This is a genomic window from Amycolatopsis sp. NPDC049691 (assembly GCF_040675005.1).
Classification (GTDB): Bacteria; Actinomycetota; Actinomycetes; order Mycobacteriales; family Pseudonocardiaceae; genus Amycolatopsis.
In genome coordinates, this window is sequence record NZ_JBFANX010000031.1 from 1 (window position 1) to 24345 (window position 24345).

The following is a 24345-nucleotide window of genomic DNA, read 5'->3' on the forward strand; positions in this document are numbered from 1 at the left end:
GGGTCTCGGGCTCCCCCCCGCCGCCCCCCCCACCCCCGTCGCCGGCGCCGGCGCCCCCGGGGGGGGCGGGCGGCGGGCGCCCGCCCCCCACGGCCGGGTCAGAGCCAGCCCGGGCGGGTGCCCTTGCGGAGCCGCCGCCACTCCCCCGCCCACCGCTCGCGCAGCTGCGCCGCCGCCGCGGCGTCGCGCGCGTGGAGCAGTCCGAAGGTGAAGGTGTTCTGCCCTTCGCCGTGCCCGGCGATGGTCAGGTGGTGCAGCACGTCCCGGCCGACCACGGTGTCCTGGTGCTCGCCGAGCGTGCTCTGCACGGCCTTCACGTTCTTGCGCCAGGCCCGCAGCTTCTTGCCGTAGACCGGCTTGACGGTGTCGGCGGCGTAGCGAGCCCGCTTCGCCTTCTTGCGGACCTCGTGCAGCGCCCTCTCCAGCTCGCGGCCCTCCTTGCCGCTCGCCGCCGCTTCGGCGCGCCGCAGCTTCCGGGCGGCCTTGCGGACCGGCTTGCGCAGCGCGGCCTTCGCGGGCTTGCGCGCCCGGCCGGTCAGCGGCGGGTCCTCGACCAGGGTGTCCAGCGCGCGCAGCAGGCTCAGGTACCGCTTGCCGGTCAGCGCCGCCATCGCCCGGGTGCGGCCCTCTTCGGCCTCCCGCGCGAAGTAGCGGGTCAGGTACTGGCGCAGCGGCCCGAACACCAGCTCGGACGGCACGTCGTCGAGCCGCTCGCGCAGGCGCTGCTCGGTGACCTCGGTGTCCCGCGCCGGGGCGAGCTGCTGCCCGAGCCACTTCAGCTCGGCCGCGAGCGGCGCGGTCGCGTCCTTGTCCACAATGGACCCGAACGTGCGCAGGGCGCTGCGCAGCTTCCGGGTCGCGACGCGCATCTGGTGCACGGAGTCCTCGACGTCCAGCCGGACGCCGACGTCCGCGCGGCGCAAGCGTGCGTAGTGGTCGCGCAGCGAGGCCAGCACGATGTCGCCCGCCGTCGGCTTCTTGCGCCCGCGCGGTGGCACCGGGACGCGGTCGCCGATCAGGCGCCGCAGCTTCGACGGCCACGGCGAGGCCGAGGCACCGGCTCCGGTCAGCGCCCGGTCGAAGTCGTCGAGCCTGCCCGGATCGGTCCCGGGGTCGAGCTCCAGCTCCAGCTCGCGCCACTCGTCGAGGCGCGCGCTCTCGCCGCCGGCTTCGCCGGTGACGTGGTCGTCGGTGAGCGTCGCGATCGTGCGGCCGTCGCCGTCGGCGAGGCGGTGGGCGAACCGGTCGGTGCGCAGGTGCGCGATCGGCACCAGCTTCTCCCCCAGCGTGAACGCGCGCACGAGCCGGCGCAGCCGGCCGGGGACCTTGTTCGGGTCGCCGCCCAGCGGCAGCTGGATCTCCTGCCGCTCGTCGGCGGAGACCGGCAGCTTGAGGTGCCAGCCCGCGTCGTGCCCGCCGACGCGGCGGCGCAGCGTGATGCCACTCCTGGCCAGCCGGAACGTCTCGGTGTCGTAGTAGGAAGCGTCGAGGATCTGCTCGACCGGGTCGTCCTGCGTCGCGACCCCGGCGACGCCGACCAGGCGCGGCACGCCGCTCCCCGCGACGATCTCGTACTTGCGCTCGCGCTCGGTCACCGACGACGGCGCTGCCATGATCATCCTCCCTTGGGACCGGTTCTCCCCACGGATACCCGGCGTGTGCCGGCCCGACACGGGATTCGCCGCGCGAGCAGCGGGTATCCCGCCCGCGACCCCCGAGCCCGGACCAGGAGAGTGCATGAACGGCAGCCAGCCCGCAACCGACCTGACCACCGTCCTCGCCGGCGACCACCGGGAGCTGGACCGCCTGTGCACCGAGCTCGAGCTCGGCCAGGGCAGTCCGGAGAACCGGAAGGACCTCGCCGACCACCTCATCGCCGAGCTGGTCCGCCACGCCGTCGCGGAAGAGTCCTTCCTCGACGGGGACGGCGCGCTCGCCGAGGCGGACGGCCTGATGCGGCAGCTGGAGGGCGCGGGGCCGCAGGAAACCCGGTTCGAGCGGCTGCTGGGCGGCCTGATCCGCGCCGTCCGGCGGCACGTCCACGACGAGGGCCCGGCGGCGGTGCGCCAGGTCCGGCTCACCTGCTCGCCCGAACGGCGGGCCGAGCTGGGGAAGGAGGTCGTCGCGGTCCGGGACGCCGCGGCGACGGTGCCGCACCCCGACCTGTCCGACCGGGTGCCGCAGTCCGAGCAGCTGTGGCCGGGGCCGGGTTTCGTCGACCGCGCGCGGGACGCGCTCCGCCGGGCCGCGGACTCGCCCGGTTGAGCACCGCGCGGGGGCGGACGCCGGCATCGGGTTGAATGGAGGCCGGCACCGAGGGAGGACGACGGCGGGCATGAGCATCGGCGAAGACGAATGGGCACGCGACCGGGCGCGGTTCGGGCAGGACGAGGAGCCGCCGGCCGGCCCGCTGACGCGGCAGTTCGCCGAGCTCACGCGCCTGCTGCTCGACGTGACCCCCACCGTCGGGGGCGTGCTGCGGCTCGTCGTCGGCGCCGCGAGCGCGGTCGTCCCCGGGGCCGACCTGGTCAGCGTCACGCTGCGGGAGCCCGACGGCACCTACCACACGCCGGTCGAGACCGACCCGGTCGCGGTGCGGCTGGACCAGGCCCAGTACGACCACGGCGAAGGGCCGTGCGTGGAGTCGGCCCGCCCCGACGGCCCGGCCATCGGCTGGTCCCAGGACCTCGCGCACGACCCGCGCTGGCCCTCGTTCGGCCCGGCCGCGGCCGGCTTCGGCTACCACTCGGTGCTGGCGACCGCGCTGCTGCCGGACGCCCGCCCGCCCCGCAGCTCGGGCGCCCTCAACATCTACTCGAGCCGGCCGGGCGCGTTCGACGCCCGCTCGGTCGACCTGGCGCTCCTGCTGGCGACGCACGCGTCGCTGGCGCTGGCGCACACCGAGTCCGTCGCGGCGGCCGAGCTGGAGCGGGAGCACCTGCGCCGCGCGGTCGAAAGCCGGGACGTCATCGGCCAGGCGAAGGGCATCCTGATGCAGCGCCGGGGCATCAGCGCCGCCGAAGCGTTCGACGTGCTGCGCCGCGCGTCCCAGGACCTGAACGTCAAGCTGGCCGACCTGGCCCTGACGCTCGCCACCCGGCACACCGAGGTCGACCTCCCCGCCGAGCGCTGACCCCGCAGACGGCGAAGGGCGGCACTTCCGCGGGAAAGTGCCGCCCTTGGTCCTGCGCCGGTTACTGGGCCGAGTACGGGGACCGGTTCTCCAGCGACGGGCTGGCGGCCGGGTAGCGGCCGTCCTGGCCCGGGACCGGCGTCACCGTCGCCTGCGGCTCGGGTTCCACCCGCTGCTGGCGCCCGCCGCGCTGGACGACCGCCTCCACCTCCTGCTCGCCGCGGATGCGGGCGAGCGCCGCGAGGGTGATCGCGTGGGCCAGCGCGAGGATCAGCAGCAGCACGCCGAGCCGTCCGACGACGCCCGGGAGGTCGCTGCCGCCCAGGTTGACCGTGGAGATCAGTGCCAGCACACCGAGCGTCGCCAGGTGGAACAGGACGGTGACCAGGCGGGTCATCGAAGCGCCGGCCGCCGGGTCGCCGTAGGAGTTCTCCAGGTAGCGGCGGCCGCTGCGGTAGATGATCTGCCCGTCGATCAGGACCAGCGCCACGCCGATCGCGAGGAACGACAGGTACGCGTTCGTGGTCATGCCGGGACGCTCCTTCTCCTGGTGGGGACCTCTTCGGGAGGAATACCCGGCCGGTCGCGGAGGGAAACGCCGCGGTCACCCCGTGAAGGTGTCGGGGTCCGGTCCGGTGCGGTGCCCGTCGTCGAGCTTGCCGATCGCGGCCATGTCCTCGTCGTCCAGCTCGAAGCCGAAGACGTCGATGTTCTGCCGGATCCGCTCCGGCGACGACGACTTCGGGAAGACGATGTTCCCGAGCTGGACGTGCCAGCGCAGAACTACCTGCGCGGCCGTCCGGCCGTGCTTTTCGGCCAGGTCCTTCAGCACGGGGTCGTCGAGGACTTCGGCCTGCGCCAGCGGGCTCCACGCTTCGGTCGCGATGCCGTGCGCCTGGTGGTAGGCACGCAGTTCGGGCTGCTGCAGCGCCGGGTGCAACTCGATCTGGTTGACCGCGGGCACGGTGCCGGTCTCCTCGGCGAGCCGGTCGAGGTGCGCGGGCTGGAAGTTCGAAACGCCGATGGCGCGCGCCTTGCCCGCCCGCAGGATGTCTTCGAAGCCCTGCCAGGTGCGGACGTAGTTGTCCTTGTGCGGCAACGGCCAGTGGATCAGGTAGAGGTCGACGTAGTCGAAGCCGAGGCGGCGCAGACTGCCTTCCAGCGCGGTGATCGCGTTGTCGTGCCCGTGCGCGTCGTTCGCCAGCTTCGTCGTGACGAAGACGTCTTCGCGCGCGAGCCCGGACTCCGCGACGCCGGCGCCGACCCCTTCTTCGTTGCGGTACATCTGGGCCGTGTCGATGTGGCGGTACCCCGCTTCCAGTGCGGTTCGCACGGCCTGGGCGGTGTCTTCCGGCGGGATCTGGAACACGCCGAACCCGAACTGCGGGATCCGCACGCCGTTGCCCAGGTCCACGGCCGGAACGTCGGTGGTGGTCATGCCTGCGGCCTACCCGGGGGTTCCGGGCGCGAAACACGGCGGGACGGTGGCCGTCCCGCCGTGTCGCCCGATCGTGTTGCTTACGTGCCCGGGCGGTCGACATCACCGCGCCACGCGCCGGTTTCGCCGCCGCGGTGTTCGATGAACTCCTTGAACCGCTTGAGGTCGCCCTTCACCCGGCGGTCGAGGACGCCGAGCTTGTCCGCCACGTTTTCGGCGAAGCCCTCCGGGTCGATGTCCATCTGGGCGGTGACCCGGGTGTGCGTGTCGTCGAGCCGGTGGAACGTGATCACGCCGGCGTGGTCGGGACCGGAGTCGGAGGTCCAGGCGACCCGCTCGTCCGGGTGCTGTTCGGTGATCGTCGCGTCGAATTCGCGCGTCACGCCACCGAATCGCGTCACCCAGTGGGTGTGGGTGGCGTCCACCTGGCGGATCTCTTCGACGCCCTCCATGAACCGCGGGAACTCCTCGAACTGCGTCCACTGGTTGTACGCGGTCGAAACGGGGACCTCCACGTCCACGATTTCGGTGATCGTGCTCATGCACTCCTCCTCGTAGGTGGTGACACCGAATCGGCTACCCGGTGCACCACCGGCCAAACCCGGCGTGGTTGACCGCGCACGGGTCCGGGTACACGGCGCCCAGACAAGGAGGTGTTCCGTGATCGAAGAAGTGAACAAGAAGCCGGCGGCCGACCGCTCGGTCGGTGAGCTGGTGACGGACCTGACCGACGAGGTCAAGCGGCTCGTCCGGGACGAGATGCGGCTCGCGGTGTTCGAACTGCAGCGCAAGGGCAAGAAGATGGGCGTCGGCGCCGGGCTGTTCGGCGCGGCCGGTCTGTTCGCGTTGTTCGGCGCGGGCACGCTGGTCGCGGCCGCCGTGCTGGCGCTGGCGCTCGTCCTGCCGGGCTGGCTGGCCGCGGTGCTCGTCGCGGTCGCGCTGTTCCTGGTCGCCGGCGTCGCGGCGCTGGTCGGCAAGAAGGAAGTCACGCAGGGCGTGCCCCCGGTGCCCGAAGAAGCCATCAGCGGGGTCCGCGAGGACGTGGACACGGTGAAGCAGGGAGTGCACTCATGAGCGGGGACTTCCCGAAGAACGCCGAAGAGGCGCGGCTCGACCGGGACACCACGCGGGAAGAACTGGCCGAAACGCTGGAAGCGCTCGGGCAGAAGCTCGACGTGAAGACCCGGGTCAAGGAAAGCGTCGACGAGAAACTGGACCAGGCGACCGCGAAGGTCGCCGACGTGACGAACGAACCGACCGCGGTCAGGTTCCGCCAGGGCGCCGACGTCGTCCGGAGCAACCCGCTGCCGGTGTTCGCCGGCGTGCTGGGCCTGGTGATCCTGATCCGGCTGATCCTGCGACGGAGGAACGACTCGTGAACAAGGTCCTGTACAAACCGCTGAGCTGGGTCGTCGGTGCCCTCGGCGGGGTCCTCGCCGGCCAGGCCTTCAAGCAGGTCTGGAAGCGCGTGGCCGGCGAAGAGGACGCGCCCGACGCCACCGACCGCGACTACACCTGGCGGCAGGTGATCATCGCGGCGGCGGTGCAGGGCGCGATCTTCGCCGCCGTCAAGGCCGCCACCGAGCGGGCGGGTGCCATCGGCTACGAGAAAGCCACCGGCGACTGGCCGGACGACTGAACAGAGTCCACAGTGGACGGCGGGAGGCGGACCGCCGGGCGGTCACGCCTCCCGGCCGGGCAGCGGGGTCAGCTCGGCGATCGCCGCGCCGACCCGGGGCTGGATCCGCAGCAGCAGGTCCGCGCCGGTGGCCTCCAGCGAACGGGTGACCGCGTGGCCGCCGACGACCACGGCGAGTTCGGCGCGGGTGTTCGCCTCGAGCAGCGACCGGACGCCGGCGCAGCTGAGGAAGGCGACGCGGGTGAGGTCGGCGACCAGCCGCTCGCCGGTGGCGAGAGCTTCGTCGAGGGTGCCGACCGTGGCGGCGTCGATGTCACCCACCAGCGTGATGACGCGGACTTCGCCCGGTCGTACGGTGCTGGTGAAGGTCAAGCCGGACGGCTCGTCGATCGTGCGAAAACAGTGCATGGCGCTCCCTATCGCGGCGTGCAGGGGCGCTGACCGGAGCACGTGAGTCTGAACAACAGCCAACACCCTGACCGTACGCCACTGAGCCCTGAGGTCAACCCCGCGGGTTTCCGCGCTCCGACCTCGGGTAACCGGCCGGGACGCCACCACCCGGCCCGGAAGGAGACCCATGCGTGTCGTGATCGTCGGCGGCGGGTTCGCCGGCTACCACGCGGCCAAGAGCCTGCGGAAGACCGCGGGCGAAGACGTCGAAGTGGTCGTGCTGAACCCCACCGACTACTTCCTCTACCTGCCGCTGCTGCCCGAGGTCGCGGCCGGGATCCTCGACCCGCGGCGGGTGACGGTGTCGATCCCCGAGACGCTGCCGGGCGTGCGGCTCGTGCTCGGCAAGGCGACGGGGGTCGACTTCGACGCCCACGAGGTCTGCTACACCGACCCGGAGGACCGGGAGCACCGGATCCGCTACGACCGGGTCGTGCTCGCCGCGGGCAGCGTCAACAAGCTGTTGCCGATCCCGGGCGTCCCGGAGTGCGCGCACGGCTTCCGCGGCGTGCCCGAGGCGCTCTACCTGCGCGACCACATCACGCGGCAGATCGAGCTCGCCGCGGCGGCCGACGACCCCGCCGAGCGCGACGCCCGCTGCACGTTCGTGGTCGTCGGCGCCGGCTACACCGGCACCGAGGTCGCCGCGCAGGGACCCGCGTTCACCGAAGCCCTCGCCCGGCGCCACCCCGAGCTGGCCGGGCAGAAGATCCGGTGGCTGCTGCTCGACGTCGCCGAGCGCGTGCTGCCCGAGCTCGACAAGCGGCTGGGCCGGACCGCCGACGAGGTGCTGCGCGGCCGCGGGGTCGAGGTGCTGATGAAGACCTCGATCGACCACGCCGACGCCAAGGGCGTCACGCTGACCACGGGCGATCCGGTGCCGACCCACACCCTCGTGTGGTGCGTCGGCGTGCGGCCGGACCCGCTGGTCGCCGACCTCGGGCTCGAGACCGCCAAGGGCAGGCTCGTCGTCACCGAGCAGCTTTCCGTGCCGGGCCGCGACGACGTCTTCGCCTGCGGCGACGCGGCCGCGGTGCCCGACCTCACCCGGCCCGGCCAGTACACCGCGATGACCGCGCAGCACGCGGAGCGGCAGGGCAAGCTCGCCGGGCGCAACGTCGCGGCGTCGCTGGGCTACGGCCGCCCCGGCACCTACCGCCACCACGACCTCGGCTTCGTCGTCGACCTCGGGGCCGGCGCCGCCGCGGCGAACCCGTTGCACATCCCGCTGTCCGGGCTCCCGGCGAAGGCCGTCACGCGCGGCTACCACCTCATGGCGATGCCCGGGAACCGCGTGCGCACGGCGGCCGACTGGGTGCTGGACCGGCTGACCGGCCGGCAGACCGTCCAATTGGGACTGGTCCGGTCCGGCGCGGTTCCGCTCGACACCGACTCCCCCGAACTCCCCCGGCGCTGAAAGGACTTCCATGACCGCCGAACCCGCTCGTTCCGAAGGCCCGTCGGTCGTGACCGCGGGCGACCCCGCCGGGCCGAAGATCATCGTGCTCGACCCGGCCGGCGCCGCGCGGCACGACGAGCTGCCCGCCACCTGGCGCCCGCTGGCGGAGCGGCGCGGGATCTTCTGGTGCCGCGTCCCGGCCGGCGGCGCCCTCACCGAGGCCGACGACCTCGTGGGCGACCACGGCCCCGGCGATCCCGAAATCACCGTCGTGGCGAGCGGTCCGTTCGCGGCCGAAGCCCTCCAGCTCGTCGAACGCCACCCGGGCGGGGCCGCGCGGCTGCTGCTGGTCGACCCGGCGTCGGACGCGTTCCTGCCCTCCGGTGACGCCGCGAAGGCGAACGAAGACTGGCTGGCCGAGCACGACGACGTCGTGGCGAAGCTGCGCGAAGCGGGCACGGAGGTGCGCGTGATCGCCTCGACGACCGAAGGCCCGGAGGACCGCGTGCCGCCGCCGCTGCCCCTCGGTCACCCGGACGTGGTGGCGGCCGTCCGGTCGGCGCTCGGCGACGTTTAGCCCCGCGGGACGGGCGGTAACCGCCGCGCACGACGGTTGCCGCCGACCCGAAGGGAGTCCACTGTGGACACAACCGCGCTCCGCGACCTGACCGACGCGGACGGGCCGTTCGCGTCCGTGCACTTCGACTTTTCGCACGACACCGAGGACGCCGCCAAGCTCCTCGCGCTCCGGCTGAAGGAGATCGAAGCGGGCCTGACCGATCAGCGGGCCGATCCGGCCACGGTCGAAGCCGTCCTGCGGGCGGTGCGCGACAGCGCGCCGCCGGTCGGCAAGGCGGGCCGGAGCATCATCGCCGCGCACGGCGAGGTGCTGCTCGACCGGCGCCTCGCCGCCCCGCCGCCGGAGCCGGTCGTACGGTTCTCGGCGCTGCCGTACCTGCTGCCGCTGGCGACCCACGCCGAAGAAACGCCGAAGTACGTCCTGGTCGTGGCCGACCGGGTCGGCGCCGAGATCACCGAGTACGACGATGGCGAGCCGCGCACCGAGACGGTCGAAGGCGAGAACCACCCGGTGCACAAGGTCCGCGGCGGCGGCCCGGCCCACCACACCCTGCAGAACGCGGCCGAGGAGACGGCCCGGCGGAACCTGGCGGCCGTCGCCGAGCACGTGACGAAGGCGGTGGAACGGTCCGGCGCGCGGCTCGTCGTCCTGGCCGGGGAGAAGCAGGCCCGCGCGGCCCTGCACGAGACGCTGCCGGAGCACCTCCGCCGGATCGCCCGCGAGGTCGAGGGCGGCAGCCGGGCCGAAGGCTCGTCGCGCGCGGAGCTGGACCGGCGGGTGCGCGAGCTGCTGACCGGCCGCCACCTCGCGGCGCTCGACGACCTGGCGGACAAGTTCCGCGCCGGCTCGGGCCGCGAAGACGGCCTGGCGGTGAGCGGCCTGGAAGCGGTGGCGAGCGCACTGGCCGAGGCGAACGTCGAGACACTGCTGGTCGGCTCACCGGGCGACACGGCGGTGTTCGGCGGCCCCGACCCGGCGCAGGTCTCCGTGGGCAAGGCCGGGCTGCAGGCTTTGGGCGTCCCCGAGCCGGAGCGGCGGCGGGCGGACGAGGCGCTTCCCTTCGCGGCGGTGGCGACCGGCGCGGAGGTGGTGGTGCTGGACGAGCGCGTCGACCTGTGGGAAGGCTTCGGCGCCATCCTGCGCCACGGCTGAGCCGGCGCCTTCACGACCTTCGCAGCCGGCGGACCGCACCCCGGTCGGGTTCCACGCCGAGGCCGGGCCCGTCCGGCAGGTGCAGTTCGCCGCCTTCGTAGCGCAACGGCGTCGTCAGCAGTTCCTCGCTCATGAGGAGGGGCCCGAACAGCTCGCTCCCCCACGTCACCGCCGGCGCGGTGCAGGCGAGCTGCAGCGACGCCGCCGTCCCGACCGGGCTTTCGATCGAAGTCCCGGCGTGGCACGGGATTCCCGCCGCGGCCGCGACCTCCGCGATCGCCCGCGTCGCCCGCAGCCCGCCGGACTTCGTCGTCTTGAGGGAGAACACGCCGGCGGCGCGCAGCTTCGCCAGCCGCAGCGCGTCGCCGGGCGTGCGGAGGCTTTCGTCGGCCATCACCGGGATCGGCAGGGCGCGGGCGATTTCGGCCAGCGCCTCGACTTCCGCGCCCGGCACCGGCTGCTCGACGAGGTCGACACCCGCGTCCGCCAGCCGCGGCAGGTACTTCAGCGACGTCGGCAGGTCCCAGCGCGCGTTGAGGTCGACGCGCACGCTCGCCACCCCGACCAGCTTCTCCGCCACCGCGCACACGCGGGCGACGTCGTCGGCCGGGTCGAGAGCGCCCATCTTGAGCTTGAAGCTGCGGTGGCCGGCGTCGAGCTTCGCGAGGGCCTCGTCGGCCACCACCGGCGCCGGTTCCGTGCCCAGCGCCCACGTCACCGGCACCGACCGCCGCGCGACCCCGCCCAGCAGCGTGTGCACCGGGACGCCGAGGGCGCGGGCCCAGGCGTCGTGCAGCGCCACCTCGACCGCGGCCTTGGCGTGGAGGTTGGCCGCGACGACGTCGCCGAGATCGCGCAGGATCCCCGCGATGTCGTCGACGCGCCGGCCGAGCAGCACCGGCGTGAAGTACCGCTCGACGACGACCGCCATCGTCTCCACCGACTCACCGCCCCACCACGGGCCGCCCGGCACCACGCCTTCGCCGGCACCGACCGCGCCGCCGCGGGTGTGGACGAACACCAGCAGCACCGGCTGCGCGGTCATGCCGGTGCGGGCGAAGCGGTGCGGGCGGCGCAGCGGCACGTCGAGCAGCGCCGTTTCGACGCGGTCGATCTCCAAGTCGGACAAGGGGTTCCTCCCGGTGGCAAGGCCGGCCGGGCCCGCGCGGGCCCGGCCGGCGTGGACGTCAGGCGCGTTCGAGCACGAAGTCGTACGCCGCCCGCAGGCCGCCGTCCGTACCCGGCCGCGGGTCGAGCACGAGCTCGGGCTTGGTGGCTTCGGCGACGTCGCTGTCGAGCCACTCGCCGCCCTGGAAGTACAGCTGCGTGGTGATCGTGCGGTAGCCCGGCGCGCGCACCATGAGGTGCAGGTGCGCGGGCCGCCACGCGTGCCAGCCCGCGGCGGCGACGAGCCTGCCCGTCGGGCCGTCGGTCGGGATCTGGTACGGCGCCGGCCGGACGGTGGTGATCTCGAACCGGCCCTCACCGTTGCACACCACGACACCGCGCAGGTTCCCGTCCGGGATGTCCGGCGCGAAGCCCGAGTAGTAGCCGTCGTCGTCGGCGTGCCAGATGTCCAGCTCCGCGCCGGCGACCGGAGCGCCGTCGACGTCCCGGACCTGGCCGGCCAGCACCAGCGGTGTGCCCTTCTCGACCGGGCGCATCGGCAGCGTAGCCTGCCACGGCAGCTTTTCCTGGCCCGGCAGGTAGTACGGGCCCTGGATGCTGCCCTTCGTCCCGTCCTGCGTCCGGGCGGCGACCTCCTCGACGACGTGCTCGACGAAGACGTCCAGGAACAGCGGCCACTCCCCGCCCTCGCCGACGTCCATCAGCCACTGCTTCGCGGCCTGGAACTCCGGGTAGGTGACGTCGTGCTCGCGGATCGCCTGGTGCACGCCGCGCAGCACGGCACGGGCGACCTCGTCGACGCGCTCGGCCGGTACGTCTCCCGTTTCCCGGCCGGCCGCGCGGAAGGCCGCGCTGGCGGAGCTGCCCGAGCCCGCCGCGGTGGGTACGTGGTGTTCGGTGGTGGTCATGGCGGGTCCTCCGTCAGCGGGAAAGGGTGGTGGCGCCGGGGTTGTAGAGGTCGGGGACGGTCCAGCCGTCCAGGTCGTACTCGGCCATGCACTGCTCGGCGAAGCCCTTCATCGCCTCGGCCGAACCGGACTGCTGGGACGCGAACAGCAGCTCGGCGCGCACGCCTTCGTGGTTGCCGGAGTAGTTGCGCTCGTAGAGCTCGTGCCTGCCGCCGAACTCGCTGCCGATCGAGTCCCAGATCAGCTTCATCAGCTTCACGCGCTCGACGGCGTCGTAGCCGTTGGAGCCGCGGACGTACCGGTCGAGGTACGGGCGGATCTCCGGCGAGGAGAAGTCCTTCGCCGACGAGGGCAGGTAGATCAGCGCGGAGCCGAGGTCCTGCATGATGATCTCGCGGATGCGCGGGTAGCCGAGCGTCATGAACCAGCGGTAGGCCAGGCCGTAGTCCAGGTGCGGCAGGACGGCGCCGTTGCGCCACTCGTCCGGGTTGGCGGCCATCGCGTCCGAGAGCGCCCAGAACAGGTTGCGCCAGCCGATCACCTCGCCGACGCGGGTCTGGATGCCGCGGAAGTCCTTGGTGCCGGTGACTTCCACGCCCTTCATCAGCAGGCCGGCGATGAAGTCGAGCTTGACCGCCAGCCGCGCGACGCCGTGGAAGGTGAAGCGGTGCAGGAAGCCCGAGCCGGGGAAGAACGTGCTCGCCTTCTCGGCGTCGCCGTAGATGAAGACGTTCTCCCACGGGATCTTCACCTTGTCGAGGACGAAGATCGTGTCGTTCTCGTCGAACCGGCTCGACAGCGGGTAGTCGAACGGGCTGGCCGTCGCGTCGGCGACGTTCGAGTAGCTGTTGCGGCAGATCAGCTTCATGCCCGGCGCGCCCATCGGCACCGTGCAGACGAGCGCGAACTCGCGCTTCTTGATCGGCAGGCCGTAGTGGGCGATGAAGTTGTAGTTGGTGATGGCCGAGCCGGTCGCGACGACCTTGGCGCCGGAGACGACCAGGCCGTCGTCGCGCTCCTGCTCGACGTGGATGAACAGGTCCTTTACGTCGTCGGGGTTGCGGTCGCGGTCCACCGGCGGGTTGATGATCGCGTGGTTCCAGTAGAGGACCTTCTCCTGCGACTCGGCGTACCAGCGCCGCGCGTTGTCGGCGAACGGCTCGTAGAAGTCGGAGTTCGCGCCGAGCGTGCCGAGGAAGGCGGCCTTGTAGTCCGGGCTGCGGCCCATCCAGCCGTAGGTCATCCGCGCCCAGGCGACGATCGCGTCGCGGTCGGCGAACAGGTCCTCCCGGGACTTCGGGGTGCGGAAGAACGGGTGGGTGAAGCCGCTGCTGCCGGTGTCGGTCGGCGCGGTGAGCACGGACTGCCGGTCGGGATCGTGGAGGGCGTCGTAGAGGCGGGCGGTCATCCGGACCGAGTTGCGGAACGCCGGGTGCGTGGTGACGTCGTCGACCTTGTCGCCGTAGATGAACACCTCCCGGCCGTCGCGGATCGACTCGACGTACTCGTCGCCGGTCATCGGCCGGGTGGTGCGCACCTTGGCGGGCGCGTCCTGCTCCTGGATGCTCATCGGGAACCCTTCGTCGGTTTCTAGGAGGCTGCGGTGAGGGGGGCGAATTCGGCGGCCGAGCCGAACCAGCCGAGGTCGGGGCAGTCGACCGAGGCCGACCAGTGGGCGCTGCCGCGCGGGCCGAGCTCGCGGAACCCGCCGGCGAAGAACAGCAACGGGTCGGCGTCGCTGGTTTCGAGGTGCTCGACCTCGCCGATGACGATGAGGTGGTCACCGCCGTCGTAGACCCGCCACGGGCGGCAGGAGAGGGTGGCCGCGGTGCCGGTCAGCACCGGGGCGAGCGTGCCTTCGGCCCATTCCGGCGCCCGGTCCTGCGGCCGGCCGGCGAAGTGCCACGCCGTGTCGAGCTGGTCCGCGGCGAGGACGTTGACCGCGAAGGGCGCGCCGTCGAGGTAGCGGCAGGCCTTCGACCGGCGCGTCAGCGTGACCTGGCACAGCGCCGGCTCCAGCGAGACGGCGGTGAACGCGTTGACCGTCGCTCCGTGCGGCTCGCCCTGGTCGTTGCGGCAGGTCACGACCGTGACGCCGGTGGCGAAGCGGCCGAAGGCGTTGCGGACTTCGCGTTGGTCGAGCGTCATTGCTCCCACCTCCTGTACGCTGTGCGTACAATTTGAACGCTATGCGGACACGTTAGGGAGAGTCCCCCGCCGGGTCCGCGTTGTCAAGACGAGGTCCCCGGCGGGGGTGCGGAAGGATGGGGCGATGGAGACCGACCGCGACTTCATCCAGAGCATCGAGCGGGGCTTCGCCGTGCTGATGGCGTTCGACGCCGAGCGCGCGAACCCGACGCTCGCCGAGCTGGCGTCCGCGACCGGCCTGTCCCGCCCCGCCGTCCGCCGGATCCTCCTGACGCTGCAACGGCTCGGGTACGTCCGCGGCGACGGCCCGCGCTGGACGCTGACCCCGCGCGTGCTGAGCATCGGCCAGCACTACTCGGCGTCGCACGGCATGATCGAGACCGCCCAGCCGCGGCTGCTCAGCCTCGCCGAGGAGACCGGCGAATCGGCCTCGCTGGCCGCGCTGGACGGCGCCGAGGTCGTCTACGTCGCCCGCGTACCGGTGCGGCGGATCATGAGCATCAACGTCTCGATCGGCACGCGCGTGCCGGCGCACGCGACGTCGATGGGCCGGGTGCTGCTGGCCTGGGCGCCGCCGGCGCTGGTCGACGAAGTGGTGGCGGCCGGGCTGCCGCGGTTCACGGCGTCGACCGTCACCGACGAGGAGGAGTTCCGCCGCGCGCTGCGGACGGTGCAGGACCAGGGGTGGGCACTGGTCGCGGAGGAGCTGGAGGAAGGGCTGCTCTCGGTGTCGGCGCCCGTCCGGGACGCGAGCGGCGCGGTGGTGGCGGCCCTGGCGTCGTCGACGTCGAGCGGGCGCTCCGACGTGGCGAAGCTGCGTCAGGAAGTGGTGCCGCTGGTGGTGCGCACGGCCGCGCGGATCAGCGCCGACCTCGGGCACCGCGTCGTGCCCGGCACCGGCCGCGAAGGGTTCTTCTGAGCCTCAGTCGTCGTCGAAGACCGAGAGGGCCTGGCGGCGGTGCAGCAGGTCGACCGCCGCGTCCAGCTGGTGTTCGAGGTCCTTGAGCCGGAGCCGCTCCGCCGGGGTCAGCCCGCCGTGGTGGAGGGCGCCCTTGCGCAGCCGGTGCTCCTCGTCGATCAGGTCGGCGATGCGGTCGGTGATTTCGTGGCCTGCCATGGGAAGTTCCCCTCCTGTCCGTCCGCGAGCATACGCCGCGCGGGTACCCTCGCCCGGGTGATCGAGGTCGCCGACCTGGTGCGCGCCCGCGGGGCCCGGGCGAGCCTGTGCGTCCTGCGCGACGGCCGGGTGCTGCTCGACATCGGCCCGCCGGACGCGCTGTACTGGATCTTCTCGGCGAGCAAGCCGTTCGTCGCGCTGCTGGTGCACTCGCTGGCGGTGCGGTCCGCGGTGGACCTGGACGCGCCGGTGGCCCGCTACTGGCCGGAGTTCGCGGGCGGCGGCAAGGGCGCGGTGACGATCCGCCAGGTGCTGCAGCACCGTTCGGGGTTCGCGACGGCCCGCGGGTTCGCCCGCGACGCGCTCACGATGGCCGACTGGTCGCGCGCGGTCCGGGCGATCGAGCGCGCACCGCTGCGCTGGGCACCCGGCTCGGTGGCGGCGTACCAGCCGATCGTGTTCGGGCACATCCTCGGCGAGCTGGTCCGGCGGGTGACCGGCACGTCCGTGGACGCGCTGCTGGCGTCGGAGTTGCTGGTCCCGCTGGGGCTAGAGGACACGTTCCTCGGGCTGCCACCGCAACTGTGGCCCCGGCACGTGCCGGTCCGCGGCCGGGGGCTGGGCGGCCCGGTGACGGCCCGGGTGGTGAACCGCCGCGCGGTCCGCCGGGCGGTGATCCCGGCGGCGGGCATCTCGACGACGGCCCGCGACCTGGCCCGGTTCTACCAGGCCCTGCTGGACGGGTTCGCCGGGCCGGCGGTGGCGGCGGCCCGCCGGCCCTCGGGCGACGCGGTGGTCGACCGCACGATCGGCACGCGCGTCCGCTGGGCGCACGGTTTCCAGCTCGGCGGGGTGGGCCGTCCGATGGGGACGCTGAGCGCCCGCGAGACGTTCGGGCACAACGGGAGCAACTGCTGCATAGGGTGGGCGGACCCGGGCCGGCGGCTGGCGTTCGCGTACCTGACGGACCGCCTGGTGCCCGGCCACAGCGCGGCCGCGCACCTGGGCGAGGTGGCGGACGCGGTGCTGCGGGCCTGCGACTGAGCACCACCTCGTGAGTGGGAAACAGGGTTCTCACTCACGACCGCCGGGCGAGGTCCACGAACCCCTGCACCACCGGGGCCACCGTCCCGGCCCGCCAGGCCAGTCCCAGGTCGATCACCGGCACCGGGTCCTCCAGCCGCCGCAGCGCCACCCCGCGGCGGCGTAATCCCCGCGCCCGGTGTTCCGGCACCGCCGCGATGCCCGCGCCCTCCGCGACCGCGCGCATCAGCTGCTCGTCCTCCGGTTCCTCGCGCACGATCGGCGGGACGCCGTCCGGCCACACCTGCGCGCTGATCGCGTCGTACTGGCCCGGCCCGTTCGACCGCGGCCAGAACACCACCGGCTCCGCCGCGATCCACGCCCGCCGCAGCCGGCCGCGCCGCCGGGCCAGCGCGTGCCCCGACGGCAGTGCGATCAGCACCTCCTCCGAGCCCACCACCGCCACCTCCACCCCCGGGAAGTCCACCGGCGGCCGGACGAACCCCACGTCGATCTCGCCGGCGGACAGGCGGGCCAGGTTCAGGCTCGTCCAGCCGGTCTCCAGCGCCAGCTCCACGTCCGGGAACGCCGCCCGGTACGCCGCCACCAGGTCGCCGGCCAGCGGGCCCGGCGCCGACCGCGTGTAGGCGATCCGAAGCCGCCCGGCGTCGCCGCGGCCGGCCGCCGCGATCACGCCGCGGGCGCGGTCCAAACGCGACAGCAGCTCCCGCGCCTCCGCCGCCGCCACCCGGCCCGCCTCCGTCAGCGCGAACCGCGGCCCCGACCGGTCCAGCAGCGCCACCCCCAGCTCCGCCTCGAACGCGCGGATCTGCTGGCTCAGCGACGGCTGCGACACGAACAGCCGCGCGGCCGCGCGCGTGAAGTGCATCTCCTCGGCGAGCACGGCGAAGTAGTGCCAACGGCGCAGGTCCACCCAGCCACTATAGGCCGGGCCTATAGATCGAGAGGGACGAAGTCTTGGACCCCTCGCGCGGACCGGTCCAAGACTGGGGACCGTGAACCGCACCGATCGCAAGTTCCACGCCCTCGCCGCGGCGGCCGACCGGGGGCTCCTCGACCCCATGGCCGGGTTCGTCGACCTCGCCGGCATCCGCGAAGCCGTCGAGGACCTGACCAAGGCGTTCGCGCCGCTCGGCCGCGTCCAGCACACCGTCGCGGCGAAGGCGTGCGGCCTCGCGCCCGTCCTGCGCTACCTCGCCGACCTCGGGGTCGACGCCGAGGTCGCCAGCCCCGGCGAGACGGCGGTCGCCGAAGCCGCCGGCCTGCGCGGCGCGCGGCTCGTCCTCGACTCCCCCGCCAAGACGACCGCCGAACTCGCGCACGCCCTGGCCGAGGGCACCGCGATCAACGCCGACAACTTCCAGGAGCTGGCCCGGCTCGACGACCTGGTGGACCACCCGCGCTCGGTGCTCGGCCTGCGGATCAACCCCCAGGTCGGGGCCGGCCGGATCGGCGACACCAGCACCGCGACCGCGACGTCGAAGTTCGGCATTCCCCTGCGGGACAACCGGACCGCCATTCTCGATGCCTTCGCGCGGCGGCCGTGGCTGACCCGGCTGCACGTCCACGTCGGCTCGCAGGGCTGCCCGCCGGAATTGATGGCCGACGGCGTCGCCGCGGTGCACGCCCTCGCCGAAGAGATCAACGCCGGACGCCGGCAGGTCACGAGCATCGACCTCGGCGGCGGCCTTCCGGTGAACTTCGCTTCCGAGGACCCGGGCCCGACCTACGCCGGCTACGTGACGACGCTGCTGGCGAAGGTCCCCGCCCTCGCCGACGGGCGCTACACGTTCGTCACCGAGTTCGGCCGGTCCCTGCTGGCGAAGAACGGCTTCCTCGTCTCCACCGTCGAGTACACGAAGGTCTCGGGCGGCCGGCCCATCGCCGTGACGCACGCCGGCGCGCAGGTCGCCGCCCGCACGGTCCTCCAGCCAGAGCACTGGCCGCTGCGGCTGACCGCATCGGACGCCCAGGGCCGGCCGAAGACCGGACCCGAAGTGCCGCAGGACATCGCCGGCCCGCTGTGCTTCGCGGGCGACCTCCTGGCCAAGGAACGACCGCTGCCGCTGCTGGAGCCCGGCGACCTGGTCGTCGCGCACGACACCGGCGCCTACTACTTCGGCGCGCACTACGCCTACAACACGCTGCCGCGCCCGGCCGTGCACGGCTTCACGGTGACCGAGCGCGGCGACGTGGAGTTCACGCCGATCCGCCGCGCGCAGTCCCTCGCCGAGCTGGTCGCGGACGCCGGTGCCGAATACGTCGGAGCGCTCCCCGCGGCGTGATCACCGGCGTACGATCCGGGCACGCCGAGGGGAGACTGCCATGGGGGCCGGTCAAGACCTGCCGCGGTTCGCCGCGCTGCCGATCGGGATCGTCGTCGCCGCGCAAGCGGTGGTGCTGACCGCGTTGTCCGGCCGTTACGGCTTCCACCGCGACGAGCTGTACTTCGTCGCGGCGGGCCGCCGGCCGGACTGGGGTTACGTCGACAACCCGCCGCTCACACCGTGGCTGGCGCGCGCGTCGACGGCGCTGTTCGGCGAAACGCCGTCCGGCCTGCGGGTGGTCGCGACCCTGCTCGGCATGGCGACCGTCGTGGTCGTCACGCTGATCGCGCGCGAGTTCGGCGGCGGCCGCGGCGCGCAGCTGTTCACGGCGATCGCGACGGCGCTCTCGGCGTACGTCCTGGTGGTGTCGCACATGCTGGCCACCAACTCCGCGGACGTGCTGCTGTGGTCGCTGATCGCGCTGTTCGGGCTGAAGCTCCTGCGCACCGGCGACGGCCGGTGGTGGCTCGCCGTCGGCGCCGCCGCGGGGGCCGGCCTGGCGAACAAGTGGCTGGTACTGCTCCTGCTGTCCGGGCTGGGCATCGGCGTGGCCGTCGCCGGGCCGCGCCGGGTGCTGCGCTCCTGGTGGCTCGCGGCCGGCGTGGGGATCGCCGCCGTGCTGGCCGCGCCGGTGGTGGTCTGGCAGGCGTCGCACGGCTGGCCGATGCTCACCGTCGCCGGCGGGATCAGCGAGGACGACGGCGGCGAGAACCGCGCGTTGTTCGTGCCGATGCAGCTGGTGTACCTCTCCCCCGTGCTGGTGCCCGTGTGGATCGCGGGGCTCGTGCGGCCGTGGCGCGACCCGGCCCTGCGCTGGGCCCGCGCCCTCGCGGTCGCCTACCCGGTCGTCTGCGCCGAACTGCTGGTCCTGGGCGGGAAACCGTACTACTCGGTGCCGTTGCTGCTGCCGCTGGTGGCGCTCGGCGCGGAGCCGGCGCTGCGGTGGCTGGGCCGCGGTGGCACGGCCCGGCGCGCGCTGACCGGCGTGGCGGCCGCGGTGTGCGTGGTCGTGTCCGTCCTCACCGGACTTCCGGTCGTGCCGGTGGCAGCACTGAACGGCCCGCTGCTGGCGGTCAACAAGGAACCGGGCGAACAGGTCGGCTGGCCCGGGTTCGCCGAAGCCGTCGCCGGTGCCTGGGACCGGATCCCGGCCACCGAGCGGGACACCGCGGTGATCGTCGCCGGGAACTACGGCGAGGCGGGCGCGCTCGAGCACTACGGACCCGCGCTCGGCCTGCCCCAGCCGTACTCGCCGCACATGTCCTACGCCGACTGGGGTCCGCCGCCGGACCGGCTGGTCGGCCCGGTCCTGGTCGTCGGCGGCTTCGAACGCGGCTCGCCCGCGTCGCGGCTGATCACCGGGTGCCGGCTGGTGACGAAGTACCACACGGCCGAAGGCGTCGACAACGACGAGAACGGCACCCCGCTGTCGTTGTGCTCGCTGACCGAGCCGTGGTCGACCGCCTGGCCGAAACTGCGGCAGTTCTACTGAGCCCGGTTCGCGCTACCCTCGGGCGCATGGTGGCGACGCGCACGGCGGTGGCCGTGGTGGGGGCGGGTCCGGCCGGGCTCACGGTGGCGAACCTCCTGCGGCGCGCGGGGATCCCCTGCGTGCTGCTGGAAAGCGAGAGCCGGGCGTTCATCGAGCAGCGGCCGCGGGCCGGGTTCATCGAGGAGTGGGCCGTGCGCGGGCTCGAACAGCGCGGCCTCGGCGACCGGCTCGTCGCGCGGGCGCCGCGGCACGAGGCGTTCGAGTTCCGGTTCGCCGGGCGGCGGCACCCGTTCCGCTACGGCGACGTCACCGGGCAGCGGCATTTCGTTTACCCGCAACAGCTTCTGGTGACCGACCTGGTCGCGCAGTACACCGACGCGGGCGGAGAGGCGTTCTTCGAAGTCGCCGACGTCCGGCTGCAGGACCTGACATCGGACTCCCCCGCCGTCACGTTCCGCACCGCGGACGCCGAACACCGGATCGAGTGCGACTTCGTCGCCGGCTGCGACGGCGCCCGCGGGATCACGCAGGGGTACCTGCCGCCGGAAACCACCGTGAAGTCCCACCACGACTACGGAATCGGCTGGCTGGCCCTGCTCGCGGAGGCACCGCCGTCCGCCGACGGCGTCCTGTTCGGCATCCACCCGCGCGGGTTCGGCGCGCACATGGCCCGCACGCCGACGGTGACGCGCTTCTACCTGCAGACGGCGGCGGGCGAGACCGAGGCGGACTGGCCCGACGAACGCGTGTGGACGGAACTGAAAGCACGGCTGGCGGTGCCGGACGGGCCGATCATCGAGGGAAAGCTGATCGAGAAGCGGATCCTCGACATGCACAACTACGTCGTGGAGCCGATGGGGCACGGCCGCCTGCACCTGGCGGGCGAGTCGGCGCACCTGGTCGCGCCGATCGCGGCGAAGGGCATGAACCTCGCGCTGCACGACGCGTTCCTGCTCGCGGAGGCCTACCAGGCGCACTATGCGGGCGATCCCACGCGGCTGGCCGGGTACTCCGACGCGTGCCTGCCGCTGGTGTGGCAGTACCAGGAGTTTTCCCAGTGGCTGTCGGACATCTTCCACAACACCGCGGCCACGGGCGAGAACCCGTTCGCGGCGCGCATCGCGGAGGCCCGGATGCGCCGCCTGCTGGGTTCGCCCGCGGCCGCGGCGGCGTTCGCGGAGCTGTACATCGGCAAGAACGCCGACCTCTAGCTCCAGGCGATCTTGAACACCCACGCGTAGCGGCCCGCCTGCCGGGCCGCGGCCGGGACGTCGATCACCAGCGCGCCGTTTTCGACGGTCCAGTGCAGGTTCCCGCGGTAGCCCAGCAGCGTCACGCGGTCGCCGTCCCGGATCGGGACCGGTGCGGCGACCACCAGCCTGCTGCCCGGCGCGGCCAGCGAGTGCACGTAGAAGGCCTCGCTCTGCTTGACCGTGAACCGCAGGTCGCCGAGCTGGGCCATGCGCGACCAGTACGTCGTGCCGTAGATGGCTTCGCCGTTGACCTTCAGCCACGCGCCAGCGTCACGCAGGTGCTTCTGCATGACGTCCGGGATCGTGCCGTCGAAGTCCGGGCCGATGTCGAGCAGGAAGTTGCCGTTCTTCGACACGATGTCCACGAGCGTCCGGACGACCTCCTCGGCGGTCATGTACCGGTCGTCGGGGGTCGCGCGGTTGTAGCCGTAGGAGAACGGGTCGAGCCCGCGGCTCGCCTCCCACTTCGCCACCACGGTGTTCGGGTACGTCGTGTACTCCGGCGTGGTGAAGTCGTGGTCGGGGATGCCGCCGCGGTCGTTGTAGGTGACGTCCTTGGGGCGCTTGCGGTTCTTGGCGCGGTTGAAGTACTCGGTGAGCACGTTTCGGCTGTCGTTGACGCCGCCGATGTCGAACCACAGGACGTCCGGGTCGAACTCCGAGATCAGCTCGAGCACCTGCGGGGCCTGGTAGTCGCGGACGAAGTCCTTGCCCGCGGTGTAGCCGGTGTAGGGCAGCGGCGCGCCGGTGTACGGGTTGCGCGGCGCGTGGCCCATCCACGGGTTGTCCGGGTTGAACCACTCGGGCAGCGAGAAGTACAGGCCGTTGCGCAGCTGGGGTGTGTACTTCCGGGAGGCGGCGAACAGCTCGGCGATGATGTTCCGCTTCGGACCGAGCTTGACGGAGTTGCGGTCGCTGACCTTGGTGTCCCACAACGCGAAACCGTCGTGGTGCTTGGACGTCAGGACGTAGTACTCCGCGCCGGCGTCGGCGATCAGGTTCAGCCACGTGCGGGGGTCGAACTTCGCGGCGGTGAACAGCGGGATGAAGTCGTCGTAGGCGAAGTTCTCGCCGTACTTCTCCCGGTGGTAGGCGTAGGTCGCGCCGTTCGGGTCCTGCTGGTTCTGCCAGTACCACTCGGCGTACTGCTGCCCGACCGGCGCCCACGCGGGCACGGCGTACACACCCCAGTGGATGAAGATGCCGAACTTGCTGTCGGTGAACCAGTAGGGCGCCCGGTGCGTCGACAGCGAGGCGTCGGTCGGCCGGAAGTCCGGGATCCCGAGCGTGATCGGGACCTGCTGGGTGGCGAGGGTCCCGCGGCCGGCCGTGACGCGGACCTGGCCGTTCGTCGTGGTTCCGGGCGGGACGGACGCGTTCGGCGCGATCCCGAGCCGGACGGTCGCCTGCTCCCCCGGCGCCAGCGCGCGGATGGCCGCGGGCACGGTCGTGCGGCCGCCGGGGACGTCGACGGTGACGCTCACGCGGTCGCCGGCGCCGAGCCACACGGTGCCGGCGTTGACGATGGTCGCTTCGGCGGCCTGCGGGCCGCCGTCGGACAGGAGGTTCACCGTGGAGCGGCTGTCGAGCACGAGCGCCGAGCGGCCGACGGCCACCGGCTGCAGGGTGAGGGCGAAGACGTGCAGGCTGGAGACGTTCGGCGCGGGGGTCGCCGTGGTGGGCAGGGTCAGGGCGACGGCTTCGCGGGCCGGGTCGACCCAGACCTGGCCGGTGGCCAGCGAAACCGGGTTGGCGTCCACGACCCCGCCGGGTGCGTACCGGAACGGCGAGACCAGCGCGCCGGTGCCGGTGTACCAGTCCGGGCCGGAGAGGGAGCCGGTGCTCGTGCTGCCGTCGGCGTAGTGCACGGTGGCCGTGCCGCCGGTCGTGCCGTAGCTGGCGGCGACCAGGAAGTAGGCGACGAAGTAGCGGCCCTTCGGCAGGTCGATCCGCTGGCCGGTGGCGGCGATGTTGTTCTTCGCGCCGGCGGCGGCGGACCCGAGGGTGAACGGGACCCCGCCGACGGTCGTCGTCCGCCCGGCGGGCAGCTGTTCGGCGGGGAAGGTGTAGCCGGAGCCGTCGAAGTCGCCGCCGGTGGCGGACGCGCTGTCGATGCCGTCGTTGGTGAACCACGTGTCGAGGGCGACGGGGACGGGCGGCGGGGGCGGGACGATCGGGGTGCCGGGACCGTCCGGCGCGGCGTCCACGGGCACGGCGGCACCGGCGGGGGTGAGACCGGCGGCGCCGAGAGCCACCGCGCCACCGAGCGCGATGCCGAGGGCTTGCCGGCGGGGGAAGGTCGTCACTGAACCTCCAGGGATCGGATGACTACGGCGGATTGACGGCAGAGTTGGGCCATAGTTGGCCACTCTGCCGTTGGCGGGGCTGATTCATCCGATGACTGACCCTGCTCGTTGGGCCTTCCGGTGTCAAGAGGCGATCGAAGTGAACCTCGCTCGGGTCCGGCGCGTAGTCCTGGGTAACGAGCTGCAGCAACTCGCCGCCGGAACCAGCCGCGCACCGAAAGGCCAGACCGATGTCCACCTCTCAGAACGCGCTGAGCCGCCGCGCGATCGCCATGCTCAAGGCGATCCGCGACGGGCGCGCCGAGCTCCGCTGCAGCTGTGCACCCGACCTCCGCGTGGACGGGCTGCCGTGCTGCGACCAGAACACCGCCCACGACCTGGCCCGCGCCGGGTTGATCCGCGCGGCCGGCACGCCGTCGCCGGGCCAGTGGGCCCCGGCCGAACTGACCGATGCCGGCCACCGCGCACTGGGCGGCTTTCCCGCCGCCGCGTGAGGTTTCCGCCCGAACGGCCGTGAACGACTCGTTCACGGCCGTTCCGCGTGCCCGAAAGGCGCCTCGCCGAGATTCCCCCGCGAAATCCGCGCTCCCGCTGAACCGCCGCGCACCACCGGCCGTGCTCTGGGTGAGGGCGTCTCGCACACGCCCTCCGGGGTCGCCACGACGCAACGATCCGGGCCAGCCTCCGCCCGATCGGGACCGGGCACTCCGGCGAGCGGCCGTCGCGGCAACGGCCACCTCGCGCGGGCCCGTCCGGCATCCCCAGAATCCCGGACGGGCCCGCCCCATTCCTGACACCCCTGTCCGGGGTCTTGTCCGGTTCGCTCACCTG

General features: G+C 73.0%; 26 protein-coding genes. 14 read left to right on the forward strand and 12 right to left on the reverse strand.

The features are described from left to right. Nucleotides 1-98: 98 nt before the first annotated feature. Nucleotides 99-1613, reverse strand: coding sequence for a CYTH and CHAD domain-containing protein (locus tag AB0J40_RS43040; RefSeq protein ID WP_364465637.1), 1515 nt, complete (start codon nucleotides 1611-1613; stop codon nucleotides 99-101). Between the two features lie 124 nt (nucleotides 1614-1737). Between AB0J40_RS43040 and AB0J40_RS43045 the strand changes: the two genes are divergently transcribed. Then, a complete protein-coding gene (locus tag AB0J40_RS43045; RefSeq protein ID WP_364465639.1) occupies nucleotides 1738-2265 on the forward strand; it encodes a hemerythrin domain-containing protein in 528 nt (175 codons plus the stop codon). A gap of 70 nt (nucleotides 2266-2335) precedes the next feature. Further along, a complete protein-coding gene (locus tag AB0J40_RS43050) occupies nucleotides 2336-3133 on the forward strand; it encodes a GAF and ANTAR domain-containing protein (protein ID WP_364465641.1) in 798 nt (265 codons plus the stop codon). Nucleotides 3134-3194: 61 nt separating this feature from the next. Here AB0J40_RS43050 and AB0J40_RS43055 read toward each other — a convergent pair whose 3' ends face one another. From AB0J40_RS43055 to AB0J40_RS43065, 3 genes are all read right to left on the reverse strand, one after another. Continuing rightward, on the reverse strand, nucleotides 3195-3662 hold the full coding sequence (locus AB0J40_RS43055; RefSeq protein WP_364465643.1) for a hypothetical protein: 468 nt from the start codon (nucleotides 3660-3662) through the stop codon (nucleotides 3195-3197). A 75-nt stretch (nucleotides 3663-3737) separates the two neighbouring features. Continuing rightward, nucleotides 3738-4571 carry an aldo/keto reductase gene (locus AB0J40_RS43060; protein WP_364465645.1) on the reverse strand — a complete coding sequence of 278 codons (834 nt, stop codon included), beginning with the start codon at nucleotides 4569-4571 and terminating at the stop codon, nucleotides 3738-3740. 80 nt (nucleotides 4572-4651) lie between these two features. Then, nucleotides 4652-5113, reverse strand: a complete 462-nt coding sequence (locus AB0J40_RS43065; protein WP_364465647.1) for an SRPBCC family protein — start codon at nucleotides 5111-5113, stop codon at nucleotides 4652-4654. Nucleotides 5114-5231: 118 nt separating this feature from the next. Here AB0J40_RS43065 and AB0J40_RS43070 point away from each other — a divergent pair, with 118 nt between their 5' ends. From AB0J40_RS43070 to AB0J40_RS43080, 3 genes are read left to right on the forward strand one after another with little or no spacing between them, the layout of a single operon-like run. After that, nucleotides 5232-5645: a phage holin family protein gene (locus AB0J40_RS43070; RefSeq protein ID WP_364465649.1), complete on the forward strand. Its 414-nt coding sequence runs from the start codon at nucleotides 5232-5234 to the stop codon at nucleotides 5643-5645. Next, entirely contained in the window at nucleotides 5642-5950 is a 309-nt protein-coding gene (locus AB0J40_RS43075) for a DUF3618 domain-containing protein (RefSeq protein ID WP_364465651.1), read from the forward strand. The genes AB0J40_RS43070 and AB0J40_RS43075 overlap by 4 nt, the downstream gene beginning before the upstream one ends. Then, nucleotides 5947-6210, forward strand: a complete 264-nt coding sequence (locus AB0J40_RS43080; RefSeq protein WP_364465653.1) for a DUF4235 domain-containing protein — start codon at nucleotides 5947-5949, stop codon at nucleotides 6208-6210. The genes AB0J40_RS43075 and AB0J40_RS43080 overlap by 4 nt, the downstream gene beginning before the upstream one ends. Before the next feature lie 42 nt (nucleotides 6211-6252). On the opposite strand, the gene AB0J40_RS43085 is transcribed toward AB0J40_RS43080, so the two are convergent. Next, a complete protein-coding gene (locus AB0J40_RS43085) occupies nucleotides 6253-6618 on the reverse strand; it encodes an STAS domain-containing protein (protein WP_364465655.1) in 366 nt (121 codons plus the stop codon). A 169-nt stretch (nucleotides 6619-6787) separates the two neighbouring features. On the opposite strand from AB0J40_RS43085, the gene AB0J40_RS43090 reads away from it, so the two are divergent. The 3 genes from AB0J40_RS43090 (at nucleotide 6788) to AB0J40_RS43100 (ending at nucleotide 9791) form a co-directional block, all read left to right on the forward strand. Further along, entirely contained in the window at nucleotides 6788-8077 is a 1290-nt protein-coding gene (locus AB0J40_RS43090; protein ID WP_364465657.1) for an NAD(P)/FAD-dependent oxidoreductase, read from the forward strand. A 10-nt stretch (nucleotides 8078-8087) separates the two neighbouring features. Next, nucleotides 8088-8636, forward strand: a complete 549-nt coding sequence (locus AB0J40_RS43095) for a hypothetical protein (protein ID WP_364465659.1) — start codon at nucleotides 8088-8090, stop codon at nucleotides 8634-8636. Between the two features lie 63 nt (nucleotides 8637-8699). Next, nucleotides 8700-9791 carry a Vms1/Ankzf1 family peptidyl-tRNA hydrolase gene (locus tag AB0J40_RS43100; RefSeq protein WP_364465661.1) on the forward strand — a complete coding sequence of 364 codons (1092 nt, stop codon included), beginning with the start codon at nucleotides 8700-8702 and terminating at the stop codon, nucleotides 9789-9791. Nucleotides 9792-9801: 10 nt separating this feature from the next. Here AB0J40_RS43100 and AB0J40_RS43105 read toward each other — a convergent pair whose 3' ends face one another. From AB0J40_RS43105 to AB0J40_RS43120, 4 genes are read right to left on the reverse strand one after another with little or no spacing between them, the layout of a single operon-like run. Further along, nucleotides 9802-10920: a muconate/chloromuconate family cycloisomerase gene (locus AB0J40_RS43105; protein WP_364465663.1), complete on the reverse strand. Its 1119-nt coding sequence runs from the start codon at nucleotides 10918-10920 to the stop codon at nucleotides 9802-9804. A 58-nt stretch (nucleotides 10921-10978) separates the two neighbouring features. Further along, nucleotides 10979-11827, reverse strand: a complete 849-nt coding sequence (gene catA / locus AB0J40_RS43110) for a catechol 1,2-dioxygenase (RefSeq protein WP_364465665.1) — start codon at nucleotides 11825-11827, stop codon at nucleotides 10979-10981. A 13-nt stretch (nucleotides 11828-11840) separates the two neighbouring features. Further along, nucleotides 11841-13397, reverse strand: coding sequence for a 4-hydroxyphenylacetate 3-hydroxylase N-terminal domain-containing protein (locus AB0J40_RS43115; protein WP_364465667.1), 1557 nt, complete (start codon nucleotides 13395-13397; stop codon nucleotides 11841-11843). A 20-nt stretch (nucleotides 13398-13417) separates the two neighbouring features. Next, on the reverse strand, nucleotides 13418-13975 hold the full coding sequence (locus AB0J40_RS43120) for a flavin reductase family protein (protein ID WP_364465669.1): 558 nt from the start codon (nucleotides 13973-13975) through the stop codon (nucleotides 13418-13420). A gap of 124 nt (nucleotides 13976-14099) precedes the next feature. Between AB0J40_RS43120 and AB0J40_RS43125 the strand changes: the two genes are divergently transcribed. Beyond that, nucleotides 14100-14894, forward strand: coding sequence for an IclR family transcriptional regulator C-terminal domain-containing protein (locus AB0J40_RS43125; protein WP_364465671.1), 795 nt, complete (start codon nucleotides 14100-14102; stop codon nucleotides 14892-14894). 3 nt (nucleotides 14895-14897) lie between these two features. Here the strand turns inward: AB0J40_RS43125 and AB0J40_RS43130 are convergent, their stop codons facing one another. Continuing rightward, entirely contained in the window at nucleotides 14898-15092 is a 195-nt protein-coding gene (locus tag AB0J40_RS43130) for a DUF2630 family protein (RefSeq protein WP_364465673.1), read from the reverse strand. A gap of 57 nt (nucleotides 15093-15149) precedes the next feature. Here AB0J40_RS43130 and AB0J40_RS43135 point away from each other — a divergent pair, with 57 nt between their 5' ends. After that, nucleotides 15150-16136: a serine hydrolase domain-containing protein gene (locus tag AB0J40_RS43135; RefSeq protein ID WP_364465675.1), complete on the forward strand. Its 987-nt coding sequence runs from the start codon at nucleotides 15150-15152 to the stop codon at nucleotides 16134-16136. A gap of 34 nt (nucleotides 16137-16170) precedes the next feature. On the opposite strand, the gene AB0J40_RS43140 is transcribed toward AB0J40_RS43135, so the two are convergent. Next, complete coding sequence (locus AB0J40_RS43140) at nucleotides 16171-17049, reverse strand: LysR substrate-binding domain-containing protein (RefSeq protein ID WP_364465677.1); 879 nt, start codon at nucleotides 17047-17049, stop codon at nucleotides 16171-16173. An 82-nt stretch (nucleotides 17050-17131) separates the two neighbouring features. Here AB0J40_RS43140 and AB0J40_RS43145 point away from each other — a divergent pair, with 82 nt between their 5' ends. Genes AB0J40_RS43145 through AB0J40_RS43155 form a run of 3 tightly spaced genes read left to right on the forward strand, consistent with a single transcriptional unit; the run spans nucleotide 17132 to nucleotide 21166 of the window. Continuing rightward, nucleotides 17132-18421 carry a diaminopimelate decarboxylase gene (locus AB0J40_RS43145; RefSeq protein ID WP_364465679.1) on the forward strand — a complete coding sequence of 430 codons (1290 nt, stop codon included), beginning with the start codon at nucleotides 17132-17134 and terminating at the stop codon, nucleotides 18419-18421. 40 nt (nucleotides 18422-18461) lie between these two features. Next, nucleotides 18462-19955: a glycosyltransferase family 39 protein gene (locus AB0J40_RS43150; RefSeq protein WP_364465681.1), complete on the forward strand. Its 1494-nt coding sequence runs from the start codon at nucleotides 18462-18464 to the stop codon at nucleotides 19953-19955. 26 nt (nucleotides 19956-19981) lie between these two features. Beyond that, nucleotides 19982-21166 (forward strand): 4-hydroxybenzoate 3-monooxygenase, encoded by a 1185-nt coding sequence (locus AB0J40_RS43155; RefSeq protein ID WP_364465683.1) that lies wholly within the window; start codon nucleotides 19982-19984, stop codon nucleotides 21164-21166. Here the strand turns inward: AB0J40_RS43155 and AB0J40_RS43160 are convergent. Further along, the gene (locus tag AB0J40_RS43160) at nucleotides 21163-23514 is read right to left on the reverse strand and encodes an alpha-L-fucosidase (RefSeq protein ID WP_364465685.1); all 2352 of its coding nucleotides are present in this window, start codon (nucleotides 23512-23514) and stop codon (nucleotides 21163-21165) included. The genes AB0J40_RS43155 and AB0J40_RS43160 overlap by 4 nt on opposite strands. Before the next feature lie 230 nt (nucleotides 23515-23744). Here AB0J40_RS43160 and AB0J40_RS43165 point away from each other — a divergent pair, with 230 nt between their 5' ends. Continuing rightward, the gene (locus AB0J40_RS43165) at nucleotides 23745-24008 is read left to right on the forward strand and encodes a hypothetical protein (protein WP_364465687.1); all 264 of its coding nucleotides are present in this window, start codon (nucleotides 23745-23747) and stop codon (nucleotides 24006-24008) included. Nucleotides 24009-24345 lie beyond the last annotated feature (337 nt).

What these genes read in the sequence shown, in the direction of transcription:
- AB0J40_RS43090 (WP_364465657.1), top strand. Translation starts at nt 6,788, where the DNA reads ATGCGTGTCGTGATCGTCGGCGGCGGGTTCGCCGGCTACCACGCGGCC.
- AB0J40_RS43115 (WP_364465667.1), bottom strand. Translation starts at nt 13,397, where the DNA reads ATGAGCATCCAGGAGCAGGACGCGCCCGCCAAGGTGCGCACCACCCGG.
- AB0J40_RS43050 (WP_364465641.1), top strand. Translation starts at nt 2,336, where the DNA reads ATGAGCATCGGCGAAGACGAATGGGCACGCGACCGGGCGCGGTTCGGG.
- AB0J40_RS43165 (WP_364465687.1), top strand. Translation starts at nt 23,745, where the DNA reads ATGTCCACCTCTCAGAACGCGCTGAGCCGCCGCGCGATCGCCATGCTC.
- AB0J40_RS43055 (WP_364465643.1), bottom strand. Translation starts at nt 3,662, where the DNA reads ATGACCACGAACGCGTACCTGTCGTTCCTCGCGATCGGCGTGGCGCTG.
- AB0J40_RS43120 (WP_364465669.1), bottom strand. Translation starts at nt 13,975, where the DNA reads ATGACGCTCGACCAACGCGAAGTCCGCAACGCCTTCGGCCGCTTCGCC.
- AB0J40_RS43045 (WP_364465639.1), top strand. Translation starts at nt 1,738, where the DNA reads ATGAACGGCAGCCAGCCCGCAACCGACCTGACCACCGTCCTCGCCGGC.
- AB0J40_RS43155 (WP_364465683.1), top strand. Translation starts at nt 19,982, where the DNA reads ATGGTGGCGACGCGCACGGCGGTGGCCGTGGTGGGGGCGGGTCCGGCC.
- catA (WP_364465665.1), bottom strand. Translation starts at nt 11,827, where the DNA reads ATGACCACCACCGAACACCACGTACCCACCGCGGCGGGCTCGGGCAGC.
- AB0J40_RS43085 (WP_364465655.1), bottom strand. Translation starts at nt 6,618, where the DNA reads ATGCACTGTTTTCGCACGATCGACGAGCCGTCCGGCTTGACCTTCACC.
- AB0J40_RS43060 (WP_364465645.1), bottom strand. Translation starts at nt 4,571, where the DNA reads ATGACCACCACCGACGTTCCGGCCGTGGACCTGGGCAACGGCGTGCGG.
- AB0J40_RS43125 (WP_364465671.1), top strand. Translation starts at nt 14,100, where the DNA reads ATGGAGACCGACCGCGACTTCATCCAGAGCATCGAGCGGGGCTTCGCC.
- AB0J40_RS43150 (WP_364465681.1), top strand. Translation starts at nt 18,462, where the DNA reads ATGGGGGCCGGTCAAGACCTGCCGCGGTTCGCCGCGCTGCCGATCGGG.
- AB0J40_RS43075 (WP_364465651.1), top strand. Translation starts at nt 5,642, where the DNA reads ATGAGCGGGGACTTCCCGAAGAACGCCGAAGAGGCGCGGCTCGACCGG.
- AB0J40_RS43065 (WP_364465647.1), bottom strand. Translation starts at nt 5,113, where the DNA reads ATGAGCACGATCACCGAAATCGTGGACGTGGAGGTCCCCGTTTCGACC.
- AB0J40_RS43095 (WP_364465659.1), top strand. Translation starts at nt 8,088, where the DNA reads ATGACCGCCGAACCCGCTCGTTCCGAAGGCCCGTCGGTCGTGACCGCG.
- AB0J40_RS43130 (WP_364465673.1), bottom strand. Translation starts at nt 15,092, where the DNA reads ATGGCAGGCCACGAAATCACCGACCGCATCGCCGACCTGATCGACGAG.
- AB0J40_RS43040 (WP_364465637.1), bottom strand. Translation starts at nt 1,613, where the DNA reads ATGGCAGCGCCGTCGTCGGTGACCGAGCGCGAGCGCAAGTACGAGATC.